The sequence below is a fragment of the Shewanella sp. AS16 genome (assembly GCF_021412365.1).
Taxonomy (GTDB): Bacteria; Pseudomonadota; Gammaproteobacteria; order Enterobacterales; family Shewanellaceae; genus Shewanella; species Shewanella salipaludis.
Genome location: NZ_JAKCLK010000010.1, coordinates 39,266 through 65,712 on the forward strand (window position 1 = coordinate 39,266; position 26,447 = coordinate 65,712).

The following is a 26,447-nucleotide window of genomic DNA, read 5'->3' on the forward strand; positions in this document are numbered from 1 at the left end:
CTATGACTAGAGGTGTAAACACGGCAGGATTGTATGTGCGGGATCAGGATGAAGCACTCGCATTCTACGTCGGGAAATTGGGGTTTATCCTTCATACGGATGTTCGCAATGGCGACTATCGTTGGCTGACGGTTCAGCATCCAGAGCAGCCGGCTTTTCAGCTGGGTTTGTTTAAACCCGGCCCACCTGTGCATGATGCGGCAACAGCACAGACGCTGAATGAAATGGTCGCCAAAGGTGCCATGCCACCTCTGGTTCTCGCGGTGGATGACTGCCGCGCTGCGTACGCACGCATGAGAGAGAGTGGCGTGGAATTTACCCAGGAACCCGTGGAACGCTATGGCAGGGTGGATGCCGGCTTTCGGGATCCATCCGGCAACGGATGGAAGATGATAGAAACTGCAGCCAAGCCGCAATCAAGGAGCTCGATATGAACTGGAACCAGTGGATCCGCCAAAGCCACCGTTGGCTATCTATCCTGTTTACAATGACAGTGATCGCCAACTTTACAGCCAGAGCCGTAGATGCTGCCGAGCCCTCTCCGTGGATAACATACTCGCCACTCCCGCCACTGTTTTTAATGCTGCTTACCGGTCTATACCTGTTCGCACAGCCGTACCTGGCCAAGCGACAAGGCAGTGCCAGTAGCTAACCCTATGGGTGCTGCCGCAGGTGCATGGGCAAATGAAATCTTCGATTTCAAGCTTATGAGCGAGAGGCAAGAGGGGATTGCTGTCGATCCCCTCTTGGTCGGCTCTGGATTTAAACCAAGGGGGCAGAAAGCCCACGACTGTCTCGGCCGTAAGGCCGCTCATCAATGATAGAACTCTCGGCAGAGAAAGTGTGACTCACAAGCCTGGTGTTGCTGCAAAGTGGATTTGCAACCCATCACCTACCGTGGGTGCCGTGCAGGGATGCACTAATGTCGCGATGACAAGGATGTCATAGAGCGACCTTTTGCACTGCTCTTATATCAGGCGCAACAGTGCCCTCTCTGGTGTATTCCTTCGGCTTTTGCGTTCGCTCAGAAACAAGATAACAAGTGATCGACATAGACCCTGAACTTGACCCTTTGCTAACTACTGGAGTGCTGGACAATCGGCTTCGCTTTCGTAGCCCAGATAATAATATGCACTCCAGAGTTTTTCACTGGTGTACGGTGACTTGCTCCACATGCTGTAGTGGACGCCCTCGCTGCTTGAACAATAGGTAAATCCTGCCAGGTTATTGTTTAGCGCGGCCACAAGCTTCTTGTTTTTTGCAGCGGCAACTATGCCTATGGCCAGATTTATATTTGTATCAGCCTTCACTGTGTAAAAGGTGTAGCCGGCGCTTTGATTAATGTCCCGACGATCTTCCATAAGCGCGTAGCAAGATGTTCCGTCTTGCGCTTTTCCCGATATCCTGGCCGCGACCTTTGCCGGTTCATTTTCCAGTAAAACGATATTCAATAGATCGTTACTTTTCAAAGCGTCATTTTGAATCGCCAAACAGTTTCCATGCAGCCAGCCAACAGCACTCTCTATGGGGAGTGCATTGACGTTTTGAGTACTGCAGCTGGCAATGCATACAAATAATGACATAAAGATCAATGATTTAATTTGCATATCCATTACCTTCCGTTATGCGACCAGTGAGGAGCGTCGGTTTTCAGCTTTTTAACACTGTAAGAATCGCCTACCGCATGCAGAACCAGGTTGTTATTTGCGTTAGGGAAGTAAGTCACTTCAGTCTCAGTCCCGTCTTTCTTCTTGACCTTTATCTTTCCAGCCCAGGTTATGGTCATGTCAATTGCCTTGCCATCAATGTGGTTGCTGGTTAAGGATGGTGCATTGATGCTTTTAGGCGGCACGGCAAGGCCAAATCCATTCACCATTTCTAAGGCGCCAGCTTTGCTTTTTGCAATATCACCATGATCCCACTCTATATCTACACCCGCCATTTTAGGCGCGTCGGTGGGTTTGCATTTCCCCTGGGATATCTTCCATGACCAATGGAACAGGTACGCCCGTTTCTTGCTGCGCTTTGTGGTTGAAATAACGATTTTCGCGCCAGCATCTTCGAGTGCCTTTTTAAATGCCTTTACGTTTGTTTTAAAAGTGGTATCGAGGTCATCAATATTGGTGCTGTTTTTGGCGTTGGTGTTAGCCCAGGTAACCCAATATTTTCCGCTTTTTGTTGCCATGTTCAATCTTCCTTGTTTAAACCAGCGTTGCGTAAGACCCCGATGCTATAGCAAATAATAATGACTATCAATGTTGCGTTCGGCGGCGGAGTGAGCATCCCATGGGTTCGACGCTCTATAAAAGCTGAGGAGCCGAAGGCCCATGACTTTCCCTGCCACATCCCCACAGGTATTGGCTGTTCCCAAAAAATAAAAAAGCAGCCTCGGCTGCTTTTTTATTGCTGCATCCTGCTCAGGACGGCTAGAGGCTGCCCTGGGCATTCATTATGCTTTCGCCGCTCTCGTTGGCCAGCTGAGCCAGGTCTTTGTCTATGAAGAACAGCGCCTTGCCATCCTCACCCACCAAGCGGATCTTGTCGACTATCGACTTGAACAACTTCTCTTCTTCATGTTGCTCGGCCACATACCATTGCAGGAAGTTGAAGGTCGAATAATCTTGGTTGCTGAAGGCGGCATGGGCCAAGGCATTGATGTTGCGGGTGATCAGTTGCTCATGTTCATAGGTATGCTCGACCAGTGCCAGCAGGGAAGCGTACTGCGCCTGGGGGGCTGCTATGGCCCCTATCAAGGGCAGGCCTCCCGTCTCGCTGACATAGGTAAACAGGCGACGCATGTGGCCCATTTCTTCGTCGGCATGCTTGCGCATAAACTTGGCAGCGCCCTCGAAGCCTTGATCCTCACACCAGGCACTCATCTGCAGATAGAGATTGGAGGAGAAGAACTCCATGTTGATCTGCTCATTCAACTTATCGATCATGGCTTGTGCCAACATAATAAATCCTCACGGCCTTAGGCCCATTCAAAGGGGGACTATTGTATAAACCCAGGCCGTAAAAGCAACAATCTTTAGCTAACAAATTGATTGATAAATATAAATTATTCGCATTAGGATTCATGCAACCCATGGATACCGGGCGCCGGCCACATCACCGGCCTCCTGTAACATTTGCTAACCAAAAGAGACAGAAGCCGACGCCAATAGGCACTAGAATTCGACATTCTTAACACCGGCTCAACAGGATAAGCGGACTCTTTTACCATGGATTTGACCAACATAAGCACACGCAACCCCGCCGGGACTCTGGTCACCCTGCTGTTGATCGCCGTTTTCGGCATCCTCGCCATCGCCAAGTTACCCATACAGCTGTTGCCGGATATCCAGAGGCCACAAATTTCCGTCTTCAATAACTGGCGCAGTGCCGCGCCACAGGAGATGGAGTCCAACATCATAGAACCCCAGGAAAATGTGCTGCGCCGGGTGCCAGGGGTGATAGAGATGACCTCGAACATTTCCCAGGGCTTCGGCGGTGTGACCCTCACCTTCGAAGTCGGCAGCAATATGCAGGAGGCGATGATCAATGTGATCAACGCCCTCAATCAGACCCCGCCGAGACCACTGGACGCCAACGAGCCCTTCATCAATGTCGGCGGCGGCAACGGCGCCCCGAACCTGGCCTCCATACTGATCCGCATGGCACCCGATAATCCGGCAACAGATTTCGGCCAATACCAGAAACTGATCGACGATGTGGTCGAACCCAGGCTGAGACAGATAACAGGGGTAGGTTCGGTGCGGCTGCAGAGCCGCCTGCCCAAGGAGCTGCATATCCGCTTCGATCCCTATCGCGCCGCCGCCCTGGGGATCAGCCTGGATCAGCTGCGCAATACCCTGTCCCGCGCCGCCGATATATCGGGCGGCACGGCCAACGTCGGCCGGCGCCAATATACGGTGCGCTTCGTCGGCCAATATACCCCGGAGAATCTCGGCAACCTGATAGTTACCTACAACGATGGCCGGCCCGTCTATTTGAACGAGCTGGCCGAGGTGGAGATAGGCAACGCCGAGGTACAGGGCTTCACCAAACGCAACGGCTATCCCGCCTACTATATGACGATAGAAGGCACCTTCGACGCCAATACGGTGGCCGTGCTCGATGGCGTCAATGCGGCGATTGCCGAACTCAACGAGACCAGTCTCAAGCAGCTTGGACTCGTGATGGATCTCTCCTTCGATGCCTCTGTGCATATCAAGCGGGCCATATTGCTGGTGAAGGGCAACCTGGGGATCGGGGTGTTGCTGGCACTGATCATACTCTACGCCTTCCTGCGAAACCTGCGGGCGACCCTGATGATCGCCTCCACCATACCCGTGGCCCTGTTGATCGCCTTCATGGCACTGGATGCCATGGGTCGCACCCTGAATGTGATCTCCCTCGCGGGTCTGGCATTTGCCGTCGGCCTGGTGCTGGATGCGGCCATCATAGTGCAGGAAAACATAGTGCGCCTGCTGCAACAGGGCAAGGGCAAGGGCAAGGGCAAGACCCTGGCGATACTCGAAGGCACGGCCCAGGTCAGGGGCGCGCTGCTGGCTTCGACCGCCACCACTGTCGCCATCTTCCTGCCCATCCTCTTCATGCCAGGGGTCGAAGGTCAGCTGTTCGCCGATCTGGCACTGACCCTGTCGGTCGCAGTGGTCTCTTCCTTCTTCAGCGCCATCACACTGATCCCAGTATTCAGCCTGCTATGGCTCAAATTACCGCTCAAACCGGAAAACGAACGCCTGTGGCAGCGGCTCACCCTGCTGGTCCAGCGCCTGACCTCGACCCGCAGCTTAGCCGCTTTCTGGTGTGCGCTCCTGGTCATAGGCGCAGGTGCCTTGGCTGCCTGTCTCATGCCCAGGCCTGACTTCTTGCCCCAGGCCAAGTCCGACGGCATCTTCGCCTTCTTTTCCCTGCCACCCGGCGCCAGCGTCAAGACCCTGGAGAAGGAAATAGGGGATACCATCATCGCCCGCCTCAAGCCCTATTACGATAAGGAGAAGCAGCCCTACATACATGGCTACAACTTCTCCATGTATGCGGCCTTCAACGTGCTCTTCATCTACCCTGAGGATCCCACCCAGGCCGATGCCATGATCAAGCTGCTGAACGATGAGATCCTCATAGGCCTGCCCGATACCCAGGCCTTCACCAACAGAGGCTCGCTGCTGCAGTTTGGCTTCAACGGCGGCCGCGCCATCAATATCGATCTGCAGGGCTCGGACATGGAGGCGCTGATGGTCTCGGCCGCCGGCGGCATGGAGCTGATCAAAAACGCCCTGCCCGGCGCCGTGGTCCGGCCCATCCCCGGACTGTCCATGGCCCAGCCCGAGCTGCAGCTGGTCCCCAACGAACGCCGCCTGGCACAGGCAGGAGTCGATCGCAGCCAGATAGCCAACGCCATGCGCGCCTATACCTCAGGGCTGTTCGTCGGCGAATACTTCGATGGCAACGAGCGCATGGACGTGCTGCTCAAGGGCCCCAAGTGGACAGTGCCCGAGCAGCTGGCCGCCACCCCGGTTTACACCGCCTCCGCCGGCATTCAGACCCTGGGCGAACTCGCCGGCTTCAAGCGCACCGTAGGCCCGACTCAGCTGCAGCGGGTGAACGGTAAACGCAGCGTCAGCCTGCTGGTGTTCCCGCCCGACGATATGTCGCTGGATGAGGCCATGGAGATACTCCGCGGCCAGACCCTGAAGGATCTGCAGGCGACCCTGCCGCCAAACAGCGCCGTCAAGTTCCGCGGCAGCGCCGACAAGTTGGATCAGACAATCACAGACATGGGCACCAACTTCCTGCTGGCCGTGCTCATCCTCTTCCTCTTGATGGCCGCCATGTTCAAGTCGGCCAAAGACAGCCTGCTGGTTCTGTTGTCCATGCCACTGGCACTCAGTGGCGGGGTCATCAGCCTGCGGCTGCTGAATCTATTCAGCTTCCAGAGCCTGGATCTGCTGACCATGATAGGCTTCATCATTTTGCTCGGCCTGGTGGTCAACAACGCCATACTCCTGGTAGACCAAACCCGCCAAGGCAGCCGCGAAGGCCTGGATTTGGAACAGGCCATCTATCAGGCGGTAGCGACCCGCGCCCGCCCCGTCTACATGAGCACACTGACCAGCATCTTCGGCATGTTGCCGCTCATGCTGGTGCCCGGCGTCGGCAGTGAAATTTATCGCGGCCTGGCCGCCGTCATAGTGGGCGGCATGAGCTTCAGCGCCCTCTTTACCTTAGTCCTGATGCCGAGCCTGCTGCGCCTGACCCACAGGCCCGGGCCACAGTCTCTCGATTTAGTCCAAGGAGTTACCCCATGAGCCCCAGTTCCTTTCCCCTGCGCGGCCTGCTGGCCTCCCTGTTGCTGCTCGGTGCCGACGTCCCGGCGCTGGCCGCCGAAGCGCCGCGCCTGGTCAGCGTGGTTCGGGTCGAGAATCGCCCCCTGTCACCCAAGATCATGGTCATAGGCTCGGTCCACTCGCGTAACAGCGCCGAGCTGACGGCCGGGGTCGATGGCCGCCTCGAATGGGTTGCCGAGGCCGGCACCAGGGTGCAGGCCGGCGAGACGGTCGCCCGACTGGATCAAAGCCGTCTGAGGTTGCAACAGGCGGAGCAAGAGGCACTGATCGAACGGGAAAGCATTACCCTGGTGCGACTGGAGCGTGATTACCGCCGCCTGCAGCAGCTGCTCGCCAGCAAGAATGCCTCGCAGACTGAGCTGGACAAGGCCGAGACCGACAGGGACATGGCGGCGGCTAACCTCAAGTTGGCGCAGATCCAACTCAAGATAATAGAAGATGATTTGGGTCGCACCCGGATCAAGGCGCCCTTCGGCGGCATAGTCACGGCCAGGCAGCATCAGGCGGGTGAAGACATAGGCCGCGCCGAAGCCGTACTGGCGATGACAGATCCCGAGCAGCTGGAAATCCGCCTGCATGCCCCGCTGAAACACAGCCGCAGGGTCAAGGTCGGCGACAGCCTGCAGATCTATCATAGCAAGGGAGAATTCGAGGCCCGCATCCGCAGCCTGATCCCCGTCTCGGATGTCCGCTCCCAGACCTTCGAAGCCAGGATAGACTTGCCGCTGGAGATCCAGGATGGCTTCAGTGTCGGCGAGCTGGTGTCGCTGGCACTGCCGATCGCCCCCAAGCAACTCACCACCCTGGTGCCAAGAGACGCCATAGTATTGAGATCCAGCGGCGCCTTCGTGTTCAAGATAGACGAGGACGCCAAGGCGTTGAAGGTGCCTGTGACCCTGGGCAACGGCGCCGGTGACTGGATTGCGGTCCAGGGCGCACTGACAGAGGCCGACAGCGTGGTAGTCCGCGGCGCCGAGACGTTGCAGGATGGCCAGCAGGTGCAACTGCAAGCCCCGGCCGTGGCAGCGTCCTCGGCCGGCTAGCGGCGCAGCGTGTCGGCCATTGGCCATTGGCCATGGTTACTAAAAAATAGCCTATGGAACATAGTCTTCTTCGACGAGACTGGCATAATGGACTCAAGTCATTTATCGCGCCGGCGCCCATGGGATGACCCGGGCGCCGGCCACCATCAAGGAAGCCAGATGCCAACAGATCCCTGCGCTCAACCCAGCCTGATGCACCCGGACCAGGCGCTGCCGCTGCTGCTCGAAAGAGTCCAACCGCTCACCGAGACCCAGGTCTTGCCGCTGGCCCAGGCCCTGGGACGGGTGTTGGCGGAAGATCAGGCCGCCACAATAGACCTGCCGTCCTTCGACAACGCCTCCATGGACGGTTATGCCTTTCGCTTCGACGACTTAGTCCACAGCCAAGGGCAACAAGAGGCCAGCCTCACCCTGGTCGGCAGCGCCTTCGCCGGCCATCCCTATGCCGGCACTTGCCCCCGAGGCGCCTGTATCCGCATCATGACGGGCGCACCTCTGCCACCCGAGCTGGATACTGTGCAGATGCAGGAACTGACCCGGGTCGAGGGCGAGCGGATCCGGATAGAGGCCCCCCATGCCAGGGGCGCCAATGTGCGCCGCCGCGGCGAGGAAGTGGCCGCCGGCACCCAGGTGCTCAGTGCAGGCACCAGAATCAACGCCGCCGAGATGGGGGTGCTGGCCACCATAGGCGTGGCCCGGGTGCGCGTCTATCGCCGCCTCACTGTGGCCTTCTTCTCCACCGGCGATGAGCTGCGGCCACTGGGCAGCCCCCTGGCTGCGGGGCAGATCTACGATTCGAACCGCTATGCCATCCAGGGGCTGTTGAGCCGCGCCGATGTCGACTGGCTGGATCTGGGCGTGGTCGCCGACGAACCCGAGGCGCTGCGCCAGGCCTTTCGCAGCGCCGCGGCCCAGGCCGACATGGTGCTGACGTCGGGCGGAGTCTCGGTCGGCGCCGCCGATTACACCAAACAAATACTGGAAGAAGAAGGCCAGATCAGCTTCTGGAAACTCGCCATCAAGCCGGGCAAGCCCTTCGCCATGGGGCAGATAGGCGACGCCATCTTCTGCGGCTTGCCGGGCAACCCTGTGTCCTCCATGGTCACCTTCTACAAGCTGGTCTGGCCCCTGCTCAACAAGATGCAGGGCCTGCCCCAGACCCAGCCACTGCTGCTGGATGCCACCCTGAAAAGCCAGATCCGCAAGCAAGCAGGACGGGTCGAATACCAGCGCGGTATCCTGAGCCGCAATGCGACGGGTGAACTCGAAGTCACAGTCACTGGCGCCCAGGGCTCCGGCATGTTGACCTCCATGAGCCTGGCCAATTGCTTCATCATTTTAGCGCAGGAACAAGGGGATACCCCCATAGGTGCCAGGGTCAGGGTCGAACCTTTCAACTCTGTGCTATGTTGAGAGAAACAGAGTCATGACAGGGCAAGAGATCCTCAGCGATGCCGAACTCATCAGGTACAGCAGGCAAATCTCCCTCAAGGGCATGGATATCGACGGCCAGGAGAAGCTGAAGCAGGCCAGGGTGCTGATCCTCGGGGTCGGCGGCCTGGGCTGCGCCGCCGCACAATACCTGGCGGTGGCCGGGGTGGGTCACTTGACCCTGGTGGATTTCGACACAGTCGAGGCCTCCAACCTGCAACGCCAGGTGCTGCATGGCGACCAGGATATAGGCAGGCCCAAGGTCGACTCGGCCAGGGACAGCCTGAGCAAGCTCGCCCCCCATCTCCAACTGGAAACAATCAACGCCCGGCTGGAGCAGGCGCAACTCGATGCCTTGGTCGCCGGGCATGAGCTTGTGCTCGATTGCAGCGACAATATGGCGGTGCGGGAGCAGCTCAACCTCAGCTGTTTGCGGCGGCAACTGCCGCTGGTGTCGGCCGCAGCCATCCGCATGGAAGGCCTGGTGACTGTGTTCGACTTCCGCCAGCTGGGGCAAGCAGTCGCCAGCCCTTGTTACCACTGTTTCGCCAGCCTGTTCGGTGAACAACAGCTGAGCTGCGTCGAGGCCGGGGTATTGGCACCTGTGGTCGGCATGATAGGCTGCCTGCAGGCGGTCGAAGCCATCAAGCTGCTGACCCATATGGGCAGGCCACTGACGGGACGCGTCTTGCTCTTGGATGCCATGACCATGGAGTTTCGCGAGCTGCAGCTGCCCAAGCGGCCCGACTGCCGGGTATGTGGCAAAGCGTACGCCAAAAGAGACCGGCCGGTGCGAGGGACTGAAGACAAAGGGCACGCAACGAAACCATAGACACGCCTGGCGCCGGCAGCAAAGCCAGCCAGCCAGCCAGCCAGGATGAATTGGATAGACTAAAAGAAGGAACGCCAATGCATAACGAAGAAAGTGTTTTCGACCGTCGCAGCACCACAGATCCCCTGATAGGTGCCGGCCTCTATAACCTGATCATAGGCCTGACACTGGCCTGGGGCTTTGGGGTCAACTATTGGATGCTGACCAACATAGCCCCTGAGGCCATAGCCGGGGTGAATCCCTGGGTCTTCTTCCTGGGGTATTTCGCCTGCTGTTTCCTCGGCATCTATCTGTTTCGCAGCTCGGATAAACCCGCCGTCAGCTTCCTGGGGTATAACCTGGTGGTGGTGCCCTTCGGCTTCATCATCAACCTGGTGGTCAGCCGCTATGATCCCGCCCTGGTGGTGGAGGCCATCAGGCTCACCGGCCTGGTCACGGTCGGCATGCTGTGTCTCGGGAGTCTGTTCCCGGCCTTCTTCCAGAAAATTGTCGGCGCCCTGACGATAGCCCTGCTGCTGGTGATAGTCATAGAAGTAGTCGAGATCTATGTGTTCAAGATGCATCACGACATCCTGGACTGGATAGTGGTATTCATCTTCTGCGGCTACATAGGCTATGACTGGGGCCGCGCCAACCAGATCCCCAAGACGCTGGACAATGCCGTAGACAGCGCCGCCGCCCTCTACATGGACATCATCAACCTCTTCCTGCGTATCCTGCGCATTCTTGGCAGAAAATAACCTTTGGCCGATACTCATTAAGGGCATGCCAACCCGAGGAAAGCGAATGCCGGATAAATCTTATGCGGCGGCTGTGCCGCCTATCTTGTTACTCTTGCTGGCGACACTCGGCGGCTGCGACAGCCAGGAAGAGACCAAACCCGGGCTTAAGCGCGCCAATCCGGCGGCCGAGTATTGCCTGGCGTTGGGGGGCATTCTGGACCTGGCGACTCAGGCCAATGGCGAGACGGGCATCTGTACCCTACCCGATGGTGAGAAAATCGAGGAGTGGCAACTCTATCGCAGGGATCATAAGCTCAGCTAGCGCTAAGCCCGATATCTGGCGAGAAACATCTCCACATTGGCGGCTATTATCTCCTGCCGCCGTTCATCATGTTCGGCCAGATGAAACACCTTCGGCCAGAAGGAGAAGGCTTTCATCAGGCCCCAGAACTGGGTCGTCGCCAGCTCTATATCTTCTATCTTCAATGCCCTGTTGTTGACCGCGTCCTTTAGCCAGGGTTCCAGTCCGCCCTCCAGTTGCGCCATTTTTGCCATCGCCTCCGCCGCCTGCTGCGGGGTGCGGATAAACTCGGCCATCACCACCCGCGCCAATTCGAGAAACTCGCGCTGACGATACAGCTCCCAGCTGTTGTGGGCTATCCGGCTCAACTGGCTTTCCAGACTGAGTGCGGGATCGAACTTGAGGGTCGTCGCCTCCTTGATCCGCGACCATAGCTCCAGGGTACTGCTCTCGAACAAGGCATCTTTACTGGGAAAATGATTGTAGACGGTGCGCTTGGACACACAGGCACGCTCGGCGATCCTGTCCATGCTGGCACCGGCGAAGCCGTTGAGCAAAAACTCCTCCCTCGAGGCCTTCAGTATGGCGGCATGTTTACGCTGTGAATGTGTCTGCCCGTCTTGCTTGTCTATCATGGGATGTCCCGGGTTGCCTGTCCTGGAGATATTTTACACTAAGGAGTTTACTTTTACACGCCAGCAAGTAAACTACACTGTGTAGTTTACTTTTATGATAACAGACAGCATCCAGGCTGGGCTATCATCCGGATATTGAGGGTATCATCATGCTGACATCTCATGGCACACAGGCACACAGGACCCACGTCAAGGGTAGCGGCTTTCGCAACGAAGCCGAGCGGGTCGACAGTGGCGCCGGCAAGCTGCTGCAGATCCTCTGGCGTTATCTCACGACCCGGGTTGTGGACAAGACTCCCGGTAAGCAGATCCCGGTGCGCCGGCTGCGACTGCCGCGGCAGCCGAGCACAGAGCCTGCCTTGTATAAGATCAGCCATTCCACCCTCCTGCTGCAACTCCGGGGGCATTACTGGCTGACGGATCCCGTGTTTGCCGAGCGCGCCTCCCCCAGCCAATGGGTCGGCCCCAAGCGCTTTCATTCGCTGCCGCTTGAACTGGCCGACATACCGCCGCTGGCCGGGATCATTCTCTCCCACGATCATTACGATCACCTGGACAAACACAGCATACAGGCGCTGGATGCGCGCACCGGGGTATTCATAGTGCCGCTCGGGGTGGACAGGCATTTGCGCGCCTGGGGCGTAGCGGCAGACAAGATCATCGCCCTCGACTGGTGGCAAGACACCACACAGCAGGGCGTCAAGTTTACCGCCACCCCGGCGCAACATTTTTCCGGCCGAGGCCTCAGAGACGGCAATCAGACCCTGTGGGCCTCCTGGGTGATAGAGGCCGCGCCGCTGAAGCTGTTCTTCAGTGGCGACTCGGGTTACTTCGACGGCTTCAAACGCATAGGCGACAGGCTGGGACCCTTCGATCTAACCCTGATAGAAACCGGCGCCTATGACGAGCTATGGGCCGACATCCACATGCTGCCGGAGCAATCCCTGCGGGCACACCTGGACTTGAGGGGACGTTATCTCATGCCTATCCACAACAGCAGCTTCGCGCTGGCGCTGCATAGCTGGTATGAGCCCCTGCAACGGCTGCAAGCCGCCGCCAATGCCTATGATGTGCCCTTGCTGACCCCGGAATTCGGTCAAGCCATAGCGCTGGACAAGCTGGAACAGAGCCAAGCGCTGGATCACGGCTGGTGGCAGCGTCAGCTGCCGGCGTTCGCGCCAGAACCTGTGAGCATTCCGGCCCGGGCCTGATGCGGCCAACCGCCAGAGCCGGACGGCATAACCCTCTGCTCTGGCTCTGACTTTTGTTCTGAGTCTTATTCTGGGTCAGGTATAGGAGCCTCAATCCCGGCGTCCAGTTCCAGCCTGGCCCGCTCGGCCTTGGAGATGTATTTTGGCTTGTTGCTGCTATGCAGCTTGGCATTGGCCTTCTTCGCCTTGCTCTTGAGGGTGTCGTTGATCTTCTTCTTGCGGTTCATGCTTAGTCCCATTCGGCCTACCTTAGGCGGCGCAATTATAACTCCAGTCGGACTTAAGGCTGGACTTTATTTGCGCATCTACATACAATCCGCTCGCTAATAAAAATCATTATCATTCGCACCGAAATTTACCGCCTATGGATGGCCTGCACGGGATGGAGACAGAGGTAAATTGCCGGCGCTTCAAGGGATCTTGTATGAAGTTAACCATGTCATTCACCGCATTGGCCGTCGTTGCCGCGCTGGCGCCACCCGCCTTGGCCGCGAGTCAGCCACAGGAAATGGAAAAAATTACTGTCACCGCCAGTCGCATGGACAAGCCTGTCAGTGCCATCCCCAATACCGTGACCATAATAGATCAGGAGGCGCTGCAGCAGCAGTTCCGCACCGGCAGGGATCTTTCCGCCATCATAGGCAATCTGGCTCCCAGCTTCTCCCCCAGCCGGCAGAAGATGAGCAATTCGGGCGAAACCCTGCGGGGCCGTACGCCGCTTATCATGATCGACGGCGTGCCTCAGACCAACCCGCTGCGCAGCGGCGGCCGCTCGGGCCAGACCCTGGATCCCGCCATGATAGAGCGCATAGAGATCATCCATGGTGCCAACGCCATGCATGGCATGGGCGCCCAGGGCGGCATCATCAACTACATCACCAGGAAGCCAGGCGCCGACGGCGAGCAGCAGGTCAGCCTGGATGTCACTGTCCCCAATAAAGCCAACTCCAGGGGGACCAGCTTCGGCGCCAGCTATGGATTCTCCGGAAAGACAGAGCTGGTCGATGTCATAGGCTCGCTCGGCTATCGCAACAACGGCATCTATTACGACGCCAAGGACAGGGTGATAGGGGTAGATACCACTCAGGGCGAGTCCATGGATAGCCAGAGCAAGGATTTCTTCATCAAGCTGGGCCACGACTTCGCCCGCTCACGCCTCGAGCTGATGGTGAACCACTATGACATGGACAACAACGGTGACTGGAGCGGCGTCAACGGCGACAGGGCCCAGGACATTCCCACCGGCGCCATAGAGCAGCGGCAACCCTGGGAGGCCGCCAACAACGAGGTGACCACCAGCAGCCTGAGCTACAGCCATACAAACATCGCCGGCCAGCAGCTGCATCTGCAGTTGTTCAACCAGAACTTCCAAGCCGTCTATGGCGGTGGCTGTTTCGACAGCTTCTACGATCCCGCCTTCGAAGGCAGCGACCGGGTGACCCTGTGCGGCAGCGGCAAACAAGGCGAGAACCTGTTCTACGAGCAGTCGCGCAACAAGTCCAACAAGTGGGGGCTGAAGACCACCCTGGTTGCCAAGACTGTCGCCGGCTTGCCGCTGGATCTGGCCTACGGGGTGGATCTGTTCCGTGACACCACGGAGCAAGATCTTGTGGTCACAGGTCTGTCCTGGGTGCCCCAAAGCCGCTATGACAATATCGCCCCCTATGCCCAACTGGACCTGGAGCCGCTAGCCGAGCTGACCCTGTCGGCCGGGGTACGCTATGAGCATGCCAGGCTGAAGGTGGACGATTACAAGACGCTTTGGGGTTACGGCGACAAGCAGATAGCAGGCGGCGCCACCGACTTCAACGAGACGCTCTTCAACCTCGGCGCCTCCTACAACCTCAGCCCGAGCCTGAGGCTCTACAGCAGCTACAGCCAGGGCTTCGGCATGCCGGACATAGGCAGGGTATTGCGTGACGGCAAGAGTTTCCCCGGTACTGCGCCCGGCATAGCAGACTCAGTGGCGCTGAGCCCGATAGTCACGGACAACCTGGAACTGGGCGCGGCTTATCAGGGCGAATACTTCAGTGCCAAGCTGGCCTATTACCACTCGGCGGCGGATTACGGTGCACGTCTGGCATTGAATGCCGACGGTTTCTACAATGTGAAACGGGAAAAGAGCCTGGTGGTAGGCATAGAGGCCAGCCTGACGGCGTATCTGACGGATAAGGACGACTTGGGCATGAACCTGGCACTGATGCAGGGCCGCTACGACTCGAACGACGATGGCAGGCTCGACACAGATCTCGACGGGGCCAACATAAGTCCGAACCGCATCAACCTCTTCTGGACCCACAATTTCGACAACCAGATGTCGAGCCGCATTCAGGCCAACGTCTTCCTCGACCGGGACTTCAACAAGGCGGATGGCAGCGAGTATGCCAACTTCGACGGCTACACGAGTATCGACGCCTCACTAGCCCTGCCACTGCTGGGCGGCAGCCTGAGCCTAGGCATACAGAACCTGCTGAACGAGGATTTCTATACCTACCATGCCCAGACCGTCGGCACCAATGCCCGCTACTTCAAGGGCATGGGGCGCACCCTCAACCTGGGCTTCAGCCTGGCTTTCTAGCCCGCAAGCAGAGCCGGAAACACAAAGCGCAACCTGGGTTGCGCTTTTTTATCGCCTGGATGCAGGCTAATCCCGGGTCACGACCCACAGGGCGTGCAATACCCCAGGGATGACAAACAGCAGACAGAGTATGATGTTGATCACCAGATCTTTGCCCGCACCGGCCTTTAAAAACACCCCGACAGGGGGTAAGAGTATTGCAATAATAATCAGCAGTAACTTGTTGGTATCCATTATTTTATGCTCCGTTATGCAATTTTGCCTTTGTCAGACAATAACTTCGCAGTAAGCGCAGTCGGATGCAACTCTTTTAAGGTTCAGCGCCTGTCCGGCCACGCCAATTCGGCCGGCCTATGCCAGAGGTGCAACTGCTCGGCGACCGCGGCGAGTCGAAAGCCGTCCCCCGCCGTCGGCGGCGCCAGGTATTGATATTCGCGGCCATCCAAGCTGAACATCAGGCAATAGGCGTGCAGATAGCAGCGGTCGGCCGGTTCGCCGCCATAGAGTGCATCTCCCAGTATGGGCACCCCCAGGCTAGCCAATGCCACCCGCAGCTGATGGGTCTTGCCGCTGTGGGGTTTGAGCAGATACAGCCTCAATCCCTCGGCCACAGACTGGGAAAAAAACTGGGTCACCGCCGGGTTGTCTGTGCTGCGCAGCAGCTTATACATGCTGCGCCGCGACTTGGCCATGTCGCCTATCACCCAGCCCTGCTTCTTCTTGGGCTTCCCCTTGGCCAGCGCCAGGTAATATTTCTGCACCCGGTGGGCGCTGAACAGCTCGGTGAAACGGCTCGCCGTCTCGCTCGACTTGGCGAACAGCAGTAATCCCGAGGTGGGGGTGTCGAGTCTATGCACGGAAAACAAGGGATAGCCGAGATCCGCCGCCAATTGGGCGGCCACGCCGGCACTGCCGTCCTGGCTGTGGAAGTGCACCCTGGGGGCCTTGTCGATCACCACGAAATCGGCTTCGTCGGCGACTATTTGGTACATGGGGCTATGCATAGAAACTGCCTAATCTGAGCTGGCTACTGGAAGGTCAGGCTGATCACTAGCCCTGGATGATTATCCGACAAGAGGATTCGGGTATTATGCCGCGCCAGAATGGCTTTCACCATAGACAACCCCAGACCCGTGCCCTGCTGATGCCGGCTGGGATCGAGTCGCACCAGACGCTCGAATACCTTTTCCCTGGCATCGTCCGGGATCCCTGGGCCATTGTCGCGGATCTCGACCCTGCGCCCCTCCTGGATTATCTCTATCCTGGCGCCTTCGCCCGAGTACTTGATGGCGTTGTCGACCAGATTATACAGGGCCTGAAACAGCAGATGTTTGTCGCCCTGCACCTCAAAATCCTTGCCCGTGCTCAGGGCCAGGGTCTGCTGCTTGAGTTCGGCCACGGCCTCGGCCATTTCCGCCAGATCTTCACACAGGCCGCGCAGGCTCAAGGGCTGCAGCTCCAGCGCCTGCTGGCCCTCCTCTATCCGGGTCAGCGACAACATGGCATCGAAGGTCGCCAGGCATTGATCCAGCTCCTCGATCAGTGCCGCGCTGGCGTCGGCGCGTTCGGCGGCACTCTTCTGCGGCAACTGTTCCAGGCCGATGCGCAGGTGCGACAACGGCGTGCGCAAGTCGTGGGCTATGTTGTCCGTGACGCCGCGCACCGCGGTGAGATTGGTCTCCAGGGTATCCAGCACCTGATTGAACTGGCATGCCACCATGTCGAACTCGTCCTGGCGCCAACTCTCGGGCAAGCGGGTATCATAATGCCCCTTGGCTATCTGCTCGCTCAGGCGCCGGTAATGCACCAAGCGCCGCAGAATGGCCTTGGAGAACAAGTATCCCAGTGCCAGGGTCAGCAATATGGTCAGCATCACAGCGGTCGCCGCCGCATTGATGAACTTGTCTATCAGCGTCGCCAGATGGTCGGTACGGGTGGCGATGAGCACCGGGCCGTAGCGGGTCAAGACTATGCCGCCCGTGAGTATATGCAGCTTGTCCGGGCCCCCCGTCAATATCGGGAAGTCCCGGGTCTGGGGCAGCAGGGGCATGTTGTCGGGGATCAGGCTCAGGGCACCGACCATGTCGACGCTGTTGCGCCAGGCGATGAGTGCCGTCTTGGGATCTGCGGCCCGGATCTGGGCCGCGAAATTGCGCCGGCTTACCGTCAGCGCCAATTGCTGATAACGGAGTTTTTCCGATGCCAGGTGTTGCGCTACCTGGTACTGCTGCTCTATCACCAACTGACGATAGAGGGAAAACAGCAGTGCGCCTATGATCAGGGTCACCAAGGTAGAAAAGATGATGGTAATGCGCCAGGCGCTGCTCTGGTAAGGCTTAATGCCTTTGACGTAGGCGATAACCCGCTCCCCTGACGGTTTCGATCAACTCACCATGACCCAGCTCTTCGAACTTGCGTCTGAGCTTGGCGATATGCACATCGATCACATTGGTTCTGGGATCGAAATGATAATCCCACACTGCCTCGAACAGGAGGGTGCGGCTGATGACCTGATTGGGATGTTCCATCAGATACTTGAGTAACTGGAATTCTTTGGGTTGCAGCAGCAGCTCCTGCCCCTCCAGGGTCACCCTGCGGGTCAGCAGCTCCATCTGCAACAGGCCGACAGCCAAATCCGTCTGCTGCGGCTGCGACTGGCCGCGCTGCATCAGCTTCTCGGCTCTGACCAGCAATTCGGAGAAGGCGAAGGGCTTGGTCATATAGTCATCGCCACCGGCACGCAGCCCCTTGACCCGCTCATCCACATGGCCGAGGGCCGACAAGATCAGCACAGGGGTCAGATCGCCGGTGGCGCGCAATGCCGCCAGCAGCTTGAGGCCATCGAGCTGGGGCAACATGCGATCCAGAATCACAAGTTCATAGCGGCCGCCGGTCGCCAACAGCAAGCCCTGATGGCCGTCACTGGCTGTGTCTATGCTATGGCCCTGCTCGAGGAAACCTTTGACTATATAGTCGATCGTGGTCTTGTCGTCTTCAACCAAGAGTACTTTCATGTGCTCGATTCTCTCCCTTCGCGCCGCAGCGGCGCACTAGTCCCATTTGAGTAACGGCAAGGGCCGCAGATTGGCGATGTCGAACGCCAACTTATGCCTGCCGGCGGCGCTGAGCAGTTTGAGTTCGAGATAGCTGATCCCAAGATCATGATCCAACTGTGCCTCGGTCAGATAGGCATCCAGCTCCCCGGTCGCCAGGGTGATGAGTTGGGAAAATTTCAGCTGCTTCTGCCGCATCAAGGTCACGGCGGCCAACTCTTCCAAATCGTCGGACTCGAGCTTAGCGACTTTTTGCTCCAACAGGCTGCCGTTGCTCGCCTTGAAGGCGAAGCCGACAGTGGTCTTGGCATCGGGGTCCAGCATGTTGAACTCATAGATGAGCTCGCCATTCTGCACATCTATGTCGAATTGGGTGATCACCCCTGGGTAATTCTGCTCCAGTTGCAGCATCACCTGCATGGGCGGCTGATATTGTCCCTGGGACAGGAGGCTGTACAGGCTGGGGGGGGCGGCATCTGCCATGCCGGTGAACATGAGTAACACTAACAGCCAACGCACCATGACACCTCCATGAAAATATTCGAAGCTCGTATCTTATATCAATACCGGGACGGGTTGACAGTCGCTGACAAGTCTAACAAAAACAACCTCAAACCTGGATGGCGGCAGGATTAATTTTTGATCATCCTAAGGCCGGGCACATGGCTCATTCCTGCCACTGCTGCGCCGCCGCCTCATCCGTGGCTCTGGCTTCCAACCAATGCCGCCCCGCCGCACCCGCCTCCAGTTTCCAGAAGGGGGCCCGGGTCTTGAGAAAGTCGATAAGAAACTCGCAGGCGGAAAATGCCGCCTGGCGGTGGGCGCTGCTGACACCGATGAACACTATTTGCTCGCCCAGCGCCAGCGTGCCGACCCTGTGGATGACAGTCACCCGCCCCAGCGGCCAGCGTGCCCGCGCCTGGGCCAGCAAACGCTCGAGCACGCCTTCCGTCATGCCTGGGTAGTGTTCCAGGCTCAGGGAGGTCACCGCCCTGCCGTCATTGAAATCACGCACCTTACCGACGAAGGTGACCAGGGCGCCGTCGGCCGCATCCTCCGCGAGGCGGGCATATTCGTCGGCCACACTGAAATCCTGCTGCTGCACCCGAATGAGATCCTGCCCCTGTTGGCACCTGTCACCCCCGGCTCCCATGCTAAGCTCCCGGCTCATGTTAACCTCCCGGCTCATGTTAACCCCCTGTCATGGGCGGAAAGAAGGCGACCTCATCCCCGTCCCGGATCTCGGCATCCCAGTCGCTCAGAGTCTGGTTGACGGCCACCAGCAGGCGCTCCGATGCCATCACCCTGGCCCAGAGTTCGTCTCTGGCCGCCAGCGTCGCCCGCAGCGCCCCGGCATTGCGGGTGTCTTGACCCGCGGCCAAGGTCAGGCTTGGGGTGTCGAGCAATTCCCGCACCTGCGCAAAAAACAACACCTTAATCATGATCTGCTGCTCTCCTCCGCCGTGTCGGCATGAAAATTCCCCGACTTGCCGCCCCGTTTCTCCAGCAGCCTTATGCGGGAAATCACCATGTCCTTCTGCAACGCCTTGCACATGTCATAGATGGTCAGCGCCGCGACCGAGACAGCTGTCAGGGCCTCCATCTCGACCCCTGTCTTGCCCGCCAGCTTGCACAGGCTGGCCACCCGCACCCTGTTATGTGCCGGCTGAGGTTCCAGTGTCACTTCTACCTTGGTCAGCATCAGCGGATGGCATAGGGGAATGAGATCCGCCGTCTTCTTCGCCGCCTGAATACCTGCGATGCGGGCGGTGGCGAACACGTCGCCCTTGTGATGGCTGCCGCCGAGGATCTGCGCCAGCGTACTGGCATCCATGTCGATATAGGCTTCGGCGCGCGCCTCACGCTCCGTCACCCCCTTGGCTGTGACATCGACCATGTGGGCATGGCCGGCGGCATCCAGATGGGTAAATTCCTGGGTCATTTCGCTTTCCTTTAACACTCGTATTCCAAGGCATGTCGCGCTATCGAGACTAAAATCTCATGTTGATTGAGACACTCGTTGCCATTTAATTTCGATTTCAATTCCTGCCCTAACCTCCTGTCGGGACTAGGGTGTCTGACACACCCCTTGCCATTCAATTTCAGTTTCAATTCCTGCCCTAACCTCCGATCGAGGCGAGATGCTGAGTCACACCCGTGAGCCCCTGGTGCAACATATGGGTCGCCTGTTTATGCTGCAACTGGGCATGCAGGCGCTCGATCAGCTCCCCCTGCTGCTCCCTGGTCTGCAACAAGTCACGCAAGTCTATCCCGGCTTCGGTAAACAGGCATAAGTGCAGCTTGCCCTTGGCCGATACCCTCAGCCTGTTGCAGCTGGCACAGAAGTTTTTCGCGTAGGGCATGATGAGGCCGATGCGCCCCAGGTAATCCGGGTGACTGAAGTTCTGCGCCGGACCATCGTCGGGCGCCGGGGTCTGGTATTGCCAGCCTTCGGCCAGGAGCCGCGCCTTGATGGCCCCACCCGCCAGATGATGGGCGTTAAAATAGTCCCGCCCCAAGCCGGTTTCCATCAGCTCTATGAAGCGCAAGTCTATGGGGGTGTGTTTAATCCAGTGCAGGAAGCGCGGCAGGTCCTTGTCGTTCAGCCCCTTGAGCAGGACGCTGTTGATCTTAACCCGTTCGAAACCGGCTTCCAGGGCGGCGTCTACCCCGCGCATCACAGTATCGAATTTATTCTCGCCTGTGATCCGGTAAAACATCCTGGGGTCCAGGCTGTCGACCGAGACGTTGATGCGTCTCAGACCCGCGTCATACCATTCCCTGGCATTTTGCTCCAGCCGATAGCCGTTGGTGGTGGTCGCCAGGGTGCTGATCTTGTCGTTAGCGGCAACCAGCCTCACTATGTCGGTGAAGTCCCGCCTCAGGGTGGGCTCGCCCCCCGTGATACGGATCTTCCGGGTGCCGACGGCCGCGAAGGCCGCCACCAGATGCTCTATCTCATCCAGAGACAGGAACTTGGGTTTACCCTGGGGATGGTAACCGTCGGGCAGGCAGTAGCTGCATTTGAAGTTACAGACATCCGTGACCGACATGCGTAAATAATGGAACTTGCGACCTAGGCCGTCCTGAAGTTGCGACATGAACACCTTTCCAATTACCTGAGGAGAGTGCTTGCTCTACTCACCCTGTAGCACTATTGCCACGCCCTGAGATCCCTATCTGTTTGATGCAGGACAATATAGAAGCAACGCCATGGGGCCATTATAGGCATAAAGCCGCTGCAGACGACAGTCGGCCCATGCTAAATGACATAGTGGCCCGGCCTGCGTTAAGGATCTGTGACAATAGACCGGCGAAAGCAGATTTGAATTGCAACGCCCCATGCATGAATCCACTGTGCCACAAGCTAATTTTGAGGTAAGGTGAACCAAAAGTAGAAACACTCGTTTGGTACTAAATTTTAACATACTAGAACACCCGGTTAGAATCGGGGGTAGTTGAAGAAGAGGTGAGCAGATGGAACGCGAGTCAATGGAATTTGATGTTGTTATCGTCGGGGCGGGGCCGGCCGGACTGGCCACTGCCTGTCGTTTAATGCAAATTTCCCAGAATGCAGGTAAAGAAATCAGCGTCTGTGTCGTTGAAAAAGGCTCGGAAGTCGGTGCCCATATTCTTTCCGGTGCCGTGTTTGAGCCCAAGGTCCTGGGGGAATTGTTCAGCGACTGGCGCGAGACAGGTGCCCCCCTGCTCACGGAAGTGACCCAGGATGATATCTATCTGCTCAATTCGGCCACTCAATCCAAGCTGATGCCGCAGGCCTTAGTGCCCAAGACCATGCATAACGAGCATAACTATATCATCAGCGTAGGTAACCTCTGTCGCTGGCTGGCCGAACGCGCCGAGGCGCTCGGAGTGGAGATCTTCCCCGGCTTCGCCGCCAGCGAACTCTTAGTCAACGAAGACAATAGCGTCAAGGGCATACTGATAGGCGACATGGGCGTCGGGGCCGACGGCCAGCCGAAAGACAGCTACATGCCAGGGATGGAGCTGCATGCCAAGTACACGGTATTTTCCGAAGGCTGCCGCGGCCACCTGGGCAAGCAACTGATCGAAAAATACCAGCTGGATAACGGCAAGACGCCCCAACATTATGGCCTGGGCTTCAAGGAAATCTGGAAGGTACCGGCGGAACAGCACCAACAGGGCAAGGTGGTGCATACGGGTGGCTGGCCACTGACCCAAGGAGCCTCGGGTGGCGGCTTCCTCTATCACATGGAAGACAACCAGATAGCGGTCGGCCTGATAGTAGATCTCAACTATCAGAACCCACACCTGAGCCCCTTCGATGAGTTCCAGCGTTACAAGACTCACCCTGTGATCGCCCAGTACCTCAAGGGCGGCGAACGCCTGAGCTATGGTGCCCGCGCCATCACCAAGGGAGGCCTGAATTCGTTGCCCAAGATGAGCTTCCCCGGGGGGCTCATCATAGGCTGCGATGCCGGCACCCTGAACTTCGCCAAGATCAAGGGCACACACACAGCCATGAAGAGTGGCATTGTCGCCGCCGAAACCCTGGGCGAGGCCTTGATGGTCGGGGTGGAAGCCGGCAAAGATCTCAATTGCTTTCAACAGAGGTTCGAACAGAGCTGGCTGCAGCAGGAACTCTATCGTTCCCGCAACTTCGGCCCTGCCATGCATAAGTTCGGCACCTTCTGGGGCGGCGCCTTCAACTATGTGGATCAGAATTGGTTTGGCGGCAAGTTCCCCATCACCCTCAGGGATAACACCCCGGATTATGCCCAGATGGCGACCGTCGATGCCTACGCCAAGATAGATTACCCCAAACCCGATGGGGTACTGACCTTCGACAAGCTGTCTTCCGTGTATCTCTCCAACACCTTCCACGAAGAAGATCAGCCATGTCATCTGCGCCTCAAGGATGCCGGCATTCCCATAGCGGTCAACCTGGTCAAATATGACGAGCCGGCCCAGCGCTATTGCCCCGCGGGTGTGTATGAAGTGGTGGAAGAGGCCAACCAGCCCAAGTTCGTGATCAATGCCCAGAACTGCATTCACTGCAAGACCTGCGACATCAAAGATCCCAGCCAGAACATCACCTGGGTGACACCCGAGGGTGGCGGCGGCCCCAACTATCCCAACATGTAGTAGGCAGCATGCCAAGACGCGCCCTCGGGGCGCGTCTTGTCCTTGTATGCCAGGGCTTTTTCTGTCCCCATGGCGCCCCGTGGCCCCTTGCATTGGGCATAAAAAATCGCCATAATCGCCGCCTCAAAATGAGAAGTATAAATTTCAACCTGAAATTCATATACCTGCCTATACTCTACAGCGTTAATTCATCGACTCGACTGCATAGCTGCAGTTTGCCCTAAAGTTTCAGCGGCAAACTGTCGATATAGTGATCTGCGGTTAACTTTTTCAACCGAGTATTCACCCGGACTGGCTGACATTTATGAACTTGAACACCCTCACCATTAAACAAAAAATTCTGCTGACAGTGACCCTGGCGGTCCTCCTGTCGACCGCCTTGGTTGGTGTTCTCAGCCAGCGCAGCGCAAAATCTGTGGTCGAACAACGCATGTTGGACTCGGAAATGCCCAGCCTGCTGATGCAGATCCGCCACAAGATAGAGCTGGAAATCGCGCCGCTGATGAATGCCGCCGAGCAACTGGCCAACAACCGCATGCTGCTCGCCTGGCTGGAAAACAACAGGCCGCAGGCACAGGAGGCGCTGGTCACGGGCCAGCTGGGTGATCTGGTTAGCCAATACAAGTTGGCCCAGGCGTCCTATGCAGATAAGCAGACGGCGGCCTACTACACCCAGGACGGCTTCCTGCGGCTCTTGACCCAGGCACAGGACGGCTGGTTTTTCGATTATCGCAACAGTGGCCAGGAGCGGATGCTCAACGTATTCACCGAAGCCAACGGCGAGGTCAAGCTCTTCATCAACTACCAGCAGCCCAATGGCCGTGGCCTGGTCGGCCTGGCCAAGTCCATGGCCGATATGGTCAGCCTGCTGGGTTCCTTCAAGATAGAGAAAAGCGGTTTCGTCTACCTGGTCGATGCCCAGGGGCAGGTCAAGCTGCACCAGGACAAGCGCCAGGTTGGCAAGGCCAGCCTCAACAGCCTCTACAAGAGCAGCAACGCGACCCAACTGCTGCAAAAGAGCGACTTCAACCTGGTCAAGATCCAGCTCGATGGCGAAGACATGCTGGTCGCCAGCAGTTATATCCCTTCCATGGACTGGTATCTGGTTGCGCAGGTGCCGGCCGCCGAAGTCTTCGCCCTGCTCAATGAGTCCGCCTATCAGATACTGATCTGGACCCTGGTCATCGCCATCGGCTTCATCGCCTTGGCCACCCTGGTTGCCGGCTCGGTCAGCCGTCCTATCGCCAGGGTTGCCGAGATGTTCCGCAACATAGGTGAAGGAGAAGGCGACTTGCGCCAACGGCTGCCGGTCAATGGCGAAGATGAAATAGCTCAGCTGGCCCAGGGCTTTAACAGCTTCATCAGCAAGATCCAGGAGACTGTCATAGAAGTGGCCCAGACCAGCGAACAACTGGGGAACTCGGCCAAGGACGTGTCCAACCAGGCGCAACAGACGCTGGAAGACAGCCACGATCAGAAAGACCGCACCGTCATGGTGGTCACGGCCATCAACGAAATGGGGGCCACGGTCAACGAAATCGCCAGCAATGCCGCCCAGGCCGCAGTGGCCGCCAAGGATGCAGATACCGAATCCGACGGCGGCCAGCTGGTGGTGACCCGCGCCCGGGACACCATCAACAGGCTATCCCAGGACGTGGAACAGGTCGGCGAGGTGATAGAGTCCCTGGCGACTCATACCAAGTCCATAGGCGGCATTCTGGATGTGATCCGTGCCATCTCGGAACAGACCAACCTGTTGGCGCTCAATGCCGCCATCGAGGCCGCCCGTGCCGGTGAAGCGGGTCGTGGCTTCGCCGTGGTCGCGGATGAGGTGCGCAGCCTGGCCTCGCGCACCGCGGCATCGACCAACGAAGTCCAGGGCATGATAGACAAGCTGCAATCGGAAGCGGGACGCGCCGTCAGCGCCATGGCCCAGAGCCGCAGCCGCTCCCATGAAGGGGTCAGCGCCGTCGACGAGGCCAGCCAGTCGCTGTCGGGAATAAGCGAGCGTATCGGCCTCATCAGTGACATGAACATTCAGGTGGCGGCGGCGACCGAAGAGCAATCGACAGTGGTGGAAGACATCAACCGCAATGTCACAGAGATCAACGACATCACCCAGCGCACGGCAGACACGGCCCAGGCGGCGGCCCAGGCCAGTCAATCCCTGAATCAGCTGGCACACAGGCTGGACGTGCTGGTGGCCCGTTTCAAGGTGTAATAGCCACGGACAAGCAGGTGCGCCCCATGCCGGCTAAGCGGGCGTCGGGCCATAGAGGCGCATCTGCCAGTTTTCTATTCCCTGATTTGCCAAACGTTTCTGCAGGCTATTGACCCAATGGGGTGCCAGGCCGGGGCAAGCCGCCAGCTTTTCGTAGGCCTTGGCGTCGAACTCAGGCAGGAAGTAGAGCCGCATCGCCTCGGCGACACTTATCCCACTCAGGCGCTCGAGCAGGCGTATCTCATCTCCCTTCCCTATGGTGCCGGGTTCCAGCACCCGGTAAAACCAGCCGCACATGGCGGTCTGTTGCATGGCCAGGGCAAATTCCCTGTGGCCGAACTGCAGATTCAATTTGTAACAGGGGGATCTGGGCTGAGTCACCTGCAGCCTGACCTCACCTATGGACACTATGTCCCCTATGTGGATCTGACTCTCGTTCAACCCAACTGTGCTGATGTTCTCTCCCATGGAAGGCGCATCCCGCAGATCTGTGATCAGATCCCAACGCCGGTACTGGCCATAATGTTCCCTGGGGAAATGATGCAACACCCTGTCGGGGCCGCCATGATGCCTCGCGTCCGCCTGGGCATCGCCAACGACAGTATCTGTCAGCACCTGCAGCCGGCTCACCGCCCACTTGTTGTCTATGCCACTGGCCAATTCGGATCGAAACGCCAGGCTATCTCCCAGATAGAGGCCGGATAAGCGATTCACTAACAAGGTATTTTCCATATAGCTGTTCCCGAAACAAAGAAGAGACAGGCGCCATCATAGCCAAAATCTGCCCCTGCGCCTATGGCATTTTGCTAGGTCAGAGCTGGCGCCCGGAGCCGACAAAAACGCAAAAAAATGCCCCGTTGGGGTAACGGGGCAAACTAAACAAGGCAATAAAGGGATAATAACAATTAAGAGGCGCACCTCAGCTATTGGGGCCAGTCTA

General features: G+C 58.0%; 26 protein-coding genes. 11 read left to right on the forward strand and 15 right to left on the reverse strand.

Going from position 1 to position 26,447, the window contains the following annotated elements; all coding sequences use genetic code 11:
- Nucleotides 1-2: 2 nt before the first annotated feature.
- Nucleotides 3-434, forward strand: coding sequence for a VOC family protein (locus tag LZP73_RS16895; protein WP_234236129.1), 432 nt, complete (start codon nucleotides 3-5; stop codon nucleotides 432-434).
- 645 nt (nucleotides 435-1,079) lie between these two features.
- Here the strand turns inward: LZP73_RS16895 and LZP73_RS16900 are convergent.
- From LZP73_RS16900 to ftnA, 3 genes are all read right to left on the reverse strand, one after another.
- Nucleotides 1,080-1,607 (reverse strand): hypothetical protein, encoded by a 528-nt coding sequence (locus tag LZP73_RS16900; protein ID WP_234236130.1) that lies wholly within the window; start codon nucleotides 1,605-1,607, stop codon nucleotides 1,080-1,082.
- Nucleotides 1,608-1,612: 5 nt separating this feature from the next.
- Complete coding sequence (locus LZP73_RS16905; protein ID WP_234236131.1) at nucleotides 1,613-2,185, reverse strand: hypothetical protein; 573 nt, start codon at nucleotides 2,183-2,185, stop codon at nucleotides 1,613-1,615.
- Between the two features lie 241 nt (nucleotides 2,186-2,426).
- Nucleotides 2,427-2,957, reverse strand: a complete 531-nt coding sequence (ftnA, locus tag LZP73_RS16910; RefSeq protein ID WP_234236132.1) for a non-heme ferritin — start codon at nucleotides 2,955-2,957, stop codon at nucleotides 2,427-2,429.
- Nucleotides 2,958-3,224: 267 nt separating this feature from the next.
- Here ftnA and LZP73_RS16915 point away from each other — a divergent pair, with 267 nt between their 5' ends.
- The 6 genes from LZP73_RS16915 (at nucleotide 3,225) to LZP73_RS16940 (ending at nucleotide 10,703) form a co-directional block, all read left to right on the forward strand.
- Nucleotides 3,225-6,314, forward strand: a complete 3,090-nt coding sequence (locus LZP73_RS16915) for an efflux RND transporter permease subunit (protein ID WP_234236133.1) — start codon at nucleotides 3,225-3,227, stop codon at nucleotides 6,312-6,314.
- A complete protein-coding gene (locus LZP73_RS16920) occupies nucleotides 6,311-7,396 on the forward strand; it encodes an efflux RND transporter periplasmic adaptor subunit (protein ID WP_234236134.1) in 1,086 nt (361 codons plus the stop codon). The genes LZP73_RS16915 and LZP73_RS16920 overlap by 4 nt, the downstream gene beginning before the upstream one ends.
- A 159-nt stretch (nucleotides 7,397-7,555) precedes the next feature.
- Nucleotides 7,556-8,809 carry a molybdopterin molybdotransferase MoeA gene (gene moeA / locus LZP73_RS16925; protein WP_234236135.1) on the forward strand — a complete coding sequence of 418 codons (1,254 nt, stop codon included), beginning with the start codon at nucleotides 7,556-7,558 and terminating at the stop codon, nucleotides 8,807-8,809.
- Between the two features lie 13 nt (nucleotides 8,810-8,822).
- Complete coding sequence (moeB, locus tag LZP73_RS16930; RefSeq protein ID WP_234236136.1) at nucleotides 8,823-9,659, forward strand: molybdopterin-synthase adenylyltransferase MoeB; 837 nt, start codon at nucleotides 8,823-8,825, stop codon at nucleotides 9,657-9,659.
- 77 nt (nucleotides 9,660-9,736) lie between these two features.
- Entirely contained in the window at nucleotides 9,737-10,399 is a 663-nt protein-coding gene (locus LZP73_RS16935) for a Bax inhibitor-1 family protein (RefSeq protein WP_234236137.1), read from the forward strand.
- 46 nt (nucleotides 10,400-10,445) lie between these two features.
- Complete coding sequence (locus LZP73_RS16940) at nucleotides 10,446-10,703, forward strand: putative hemolysin (protein ID WP_234236138.1); 258 nt, start codon at nucleotides 10,446-10,448, stop codon at nucleotides 10,701-10,703.
- A 2-nt stretch (nucleotides 10,704-10,705) separates the two neighbouring features.
- Here LZP73_RS16940 and LZP73_RS16945 read toward each other — a convergent pair whose 3' ends face one another.
- Complete coding sequence (locus LZP73_RS16945) at nucleotides 10,706-11,317, reverse strand: TetR/AcrR family transcriptional regulator (RefSeq protein WP_234236139.1); 612 nt, start codon at nucleotides 11,315-11,317, stop codon at nucleotides 10,706-10,708.
- A gap of 149 nt (nucleotides 11,318-11,466) precedes the next feature.
- Here LZP73_RS16945 and LZP73_RS16950 point away from each other — a divergent pair, with 149 nt between their 5' ends.
- Nucleotides 11,467-12,528 carry an MBL fold metallo-hydrolase gene (locus LZP73_RS16950; protein WP_234236140.1) on the forward strand — a complete coding sequence of 354 codons (1,062 nt, stop codon included), beginning with the start codon at nucleotides 11,467-11,469 and terminating at the stop codon, nucleotides 12,526-12,528.
- Between the two features lie 65 nt (nucleotides 12,529-12,593).
- Here the strand turns inward: LZP73_RS16950 and LZP73_RS16955 are convergent, their stop codons facing one another.
- Nucleotides 12,594-12,767: a DUF2986 domain-containing protein gene (locus tag LZP73_RS16955; RefSeq protein ID WP_442800752.1), complete on the reverse strand. Its 174-nt coding sequence runs from the start codon at nucleotides 12,765-12,767 to the stop codon at nucleotides 12,594-12,596.
- A 185-nt stretch (nucleotides 12,768-12,952) separates the two neighbouring features.
- Between LZP73_RS16955 and LZP73_RS16960 the strand changes: the two genes are divergently transcribed.
- On the forward strand, nucleotides 12,953-15,106 hold the full coding sequence (locus LZP73_RS16960) for a TonB-dependent receptor (protein ID WP_442800753.1): 2,154 nt from the start codon (nucleotides 12,953-12,955) through the stop codon (nucleotides 15,104-15,106).
- 66 nt (nucleotides 15,107-15,172) lie between these two features.
- Here LZP73_RS16960 and LZP73_RS16965 read toward each other — a convergent pair whose 3' ends face one another.
- The 9 genes from LZP73_RS16965 to moaA all read right to left on the reverse strand — a co-directional run bounded on the left by LZP73_RS16965 (nucleotide 15,173) and on the right by moaA (nucleotide 21,260).
- Nucleotides 15,173-15,340 carry a YqaE/Pmp3 family membrane protein gene (locus LZP73_RS16965; RefSeq protein ID WP_169564918.1) on the reverse strand — a complete coding sequence of 56 codons (168 nt, stop codon included), beginning with the start codon at nucleotides 15,338-15,340 and terminating at the stop codon, nucleotides 15,173-15,175.
- 83 nt (nucleotides 15,341-15,423) lie between these two features.
- Nucleotides 15,424-16,098 carry a TIGR01621 family pseudouridine synthase gene (locus LZP73_RS16970; RefSeq protein WP_234236174.1) on the reverse strand — a complete coding sequence of 225 codons (675 nt, stop codon included), beginning with the start codon at nucleotides 16,096-16,098 and terminating at the stop codon, nucleotides 15,424-15,426.
- Nucleotides 16,099-16,133: 35 nt separating this feature from the next.
- A complete protein-coding gene (locus LZP73_RS16975; RefSeq protein WP_234236175.1) occupies nucleotides 16,134-17,393 on the reverse strand; it encodes a sensor histidine kinase in 1,260 nt (419 codons plus the stop codon).
- Nucleotides 17,394-17,442: 49 nt separating this feature from the next.
- Nucleotides 17,443-18,120, reverse strand: a complete 678-nt coding sequence (locus LZP73_RS16980; protein ID WP_234236141.1) for a response regulator transcription factor — start codon at nucleotides 18,118-18,120, stop codon at nucleotides 17,443-17,445.
- A gap of 36 nt (nucleotides 18,121-18,156) precedes the next feature.
- A complete protein-coding gene (locus tag LZP73_RS16985; RefSeq protein ID WP_234236142.1) occupies nucleotides 18,157-18,681 on the reverse strand; it encodes a hypothetical protein in 525 nt (174 codons plus the stop codon).
- A 145-nt stretch (nucleotides 18,682-18,826) separates the two neighbouring features.
- Nucleotides 18,827-19,312 carry a molybdopterin synthase catalytic subunit MoaE gene (gene moaE, locus LZP73_RS16990; protein ID WP_234236176.1) on the reverse strand — a complete coding sequence of 162 codons (486 nt, stop codon included), beginning with the start codon at nucleotides 19,310-19,312 and terminating at the stop codon, nucleotides 18,827-18,829.
- A 37-nt stretch (nucleotides 19,313-19,349) separates the two neighbouring features.
- Nucleotides 19,350-19,601, reverse strand: coding sequence for a molybdopterin synthase sulfur carrier subunit (gene moaD / locus LZP73_RS16995; protein WP_169564923.1), 252 nt, complete (start codon nucleotides 19,599-19,601; stop codon nucleotides 19,350-19,352).
- The gene (moaC, locus tag LZP73_RS17000; RefSeq protein WP_234236143.1) at nucleotides 19,598-20,101 is read right to left on the reverse strand and encodes a cyclic pyranopterin monophosphate synthase MoaC; all 504 of its coding nucleotides are present in this window, start codon (nucleotides 20,099-20,101) and stop codon (nucleotides 19,598-19,600) included. The genes moaD and moaC overlap by 4 nt, the downstream gene beginning before the upstream one ends.
- A 178-nt stretch (nucleotides 20,102-20,279) precedes the next feature.
- Nucleotides 20,280-21,260, reverse strand: a complete 981-nt coding sequence (gene moaA / locus LZP73_RS17005) for a GTP 3',8-cyclase MoaA (RefSeq protein WP_234236144.1) — start codon at nucleotides 21,258-21,260, stop codon at nucleotides 20,280-20,282.
- Nucleotides 21,261-21,636: 376 nt separating this feature from the next.
- Here moaA and LZP73_RS17010 point away from each other — a divergent pair, with 376 nt between their 5' ends.
- Entirely contained in the window at nucleotides 21,637-23,286 is a 1,650-nt protein-coding gene (locus LZP73_RS17010) for an electron transfer flavoprotein-ubiquinone oxidoreductase (protein ID WP_234236145.1), read from the forward strand.
- A gap of 304 nt (nucleotides 23,287-23,590) precedes the next feature.
- A complete protein-coding gene (locus tag LZP73_RS17015; protein ID WP_234236146.1) occupies nucleotides 23,591-25,507 on the forward strand; it encodes a methyl-accepting chemotaxis protein in 1,917 nt (638 codons plus the stop codon).
- A gap of 33 nt (nucleotides 25,508-25,540) precedes the next feature.
- Here LZP73_RS17015 and LZP73_RS17020 read toward each other — a convergent pair whose 3' ends face one another.
- Entirely contained in the window at nucleotides 25,541-26,239 is a 699-nt protein-coding gene (locus LZP73_RS17020; RefSeq protein ID WP_234236147.1) for an MOSC domain-containing protein, read from the reverse strand.
- Between the last annotated feature and the right edge of the window lie 208 nt (nucleotides 26,240-26,447).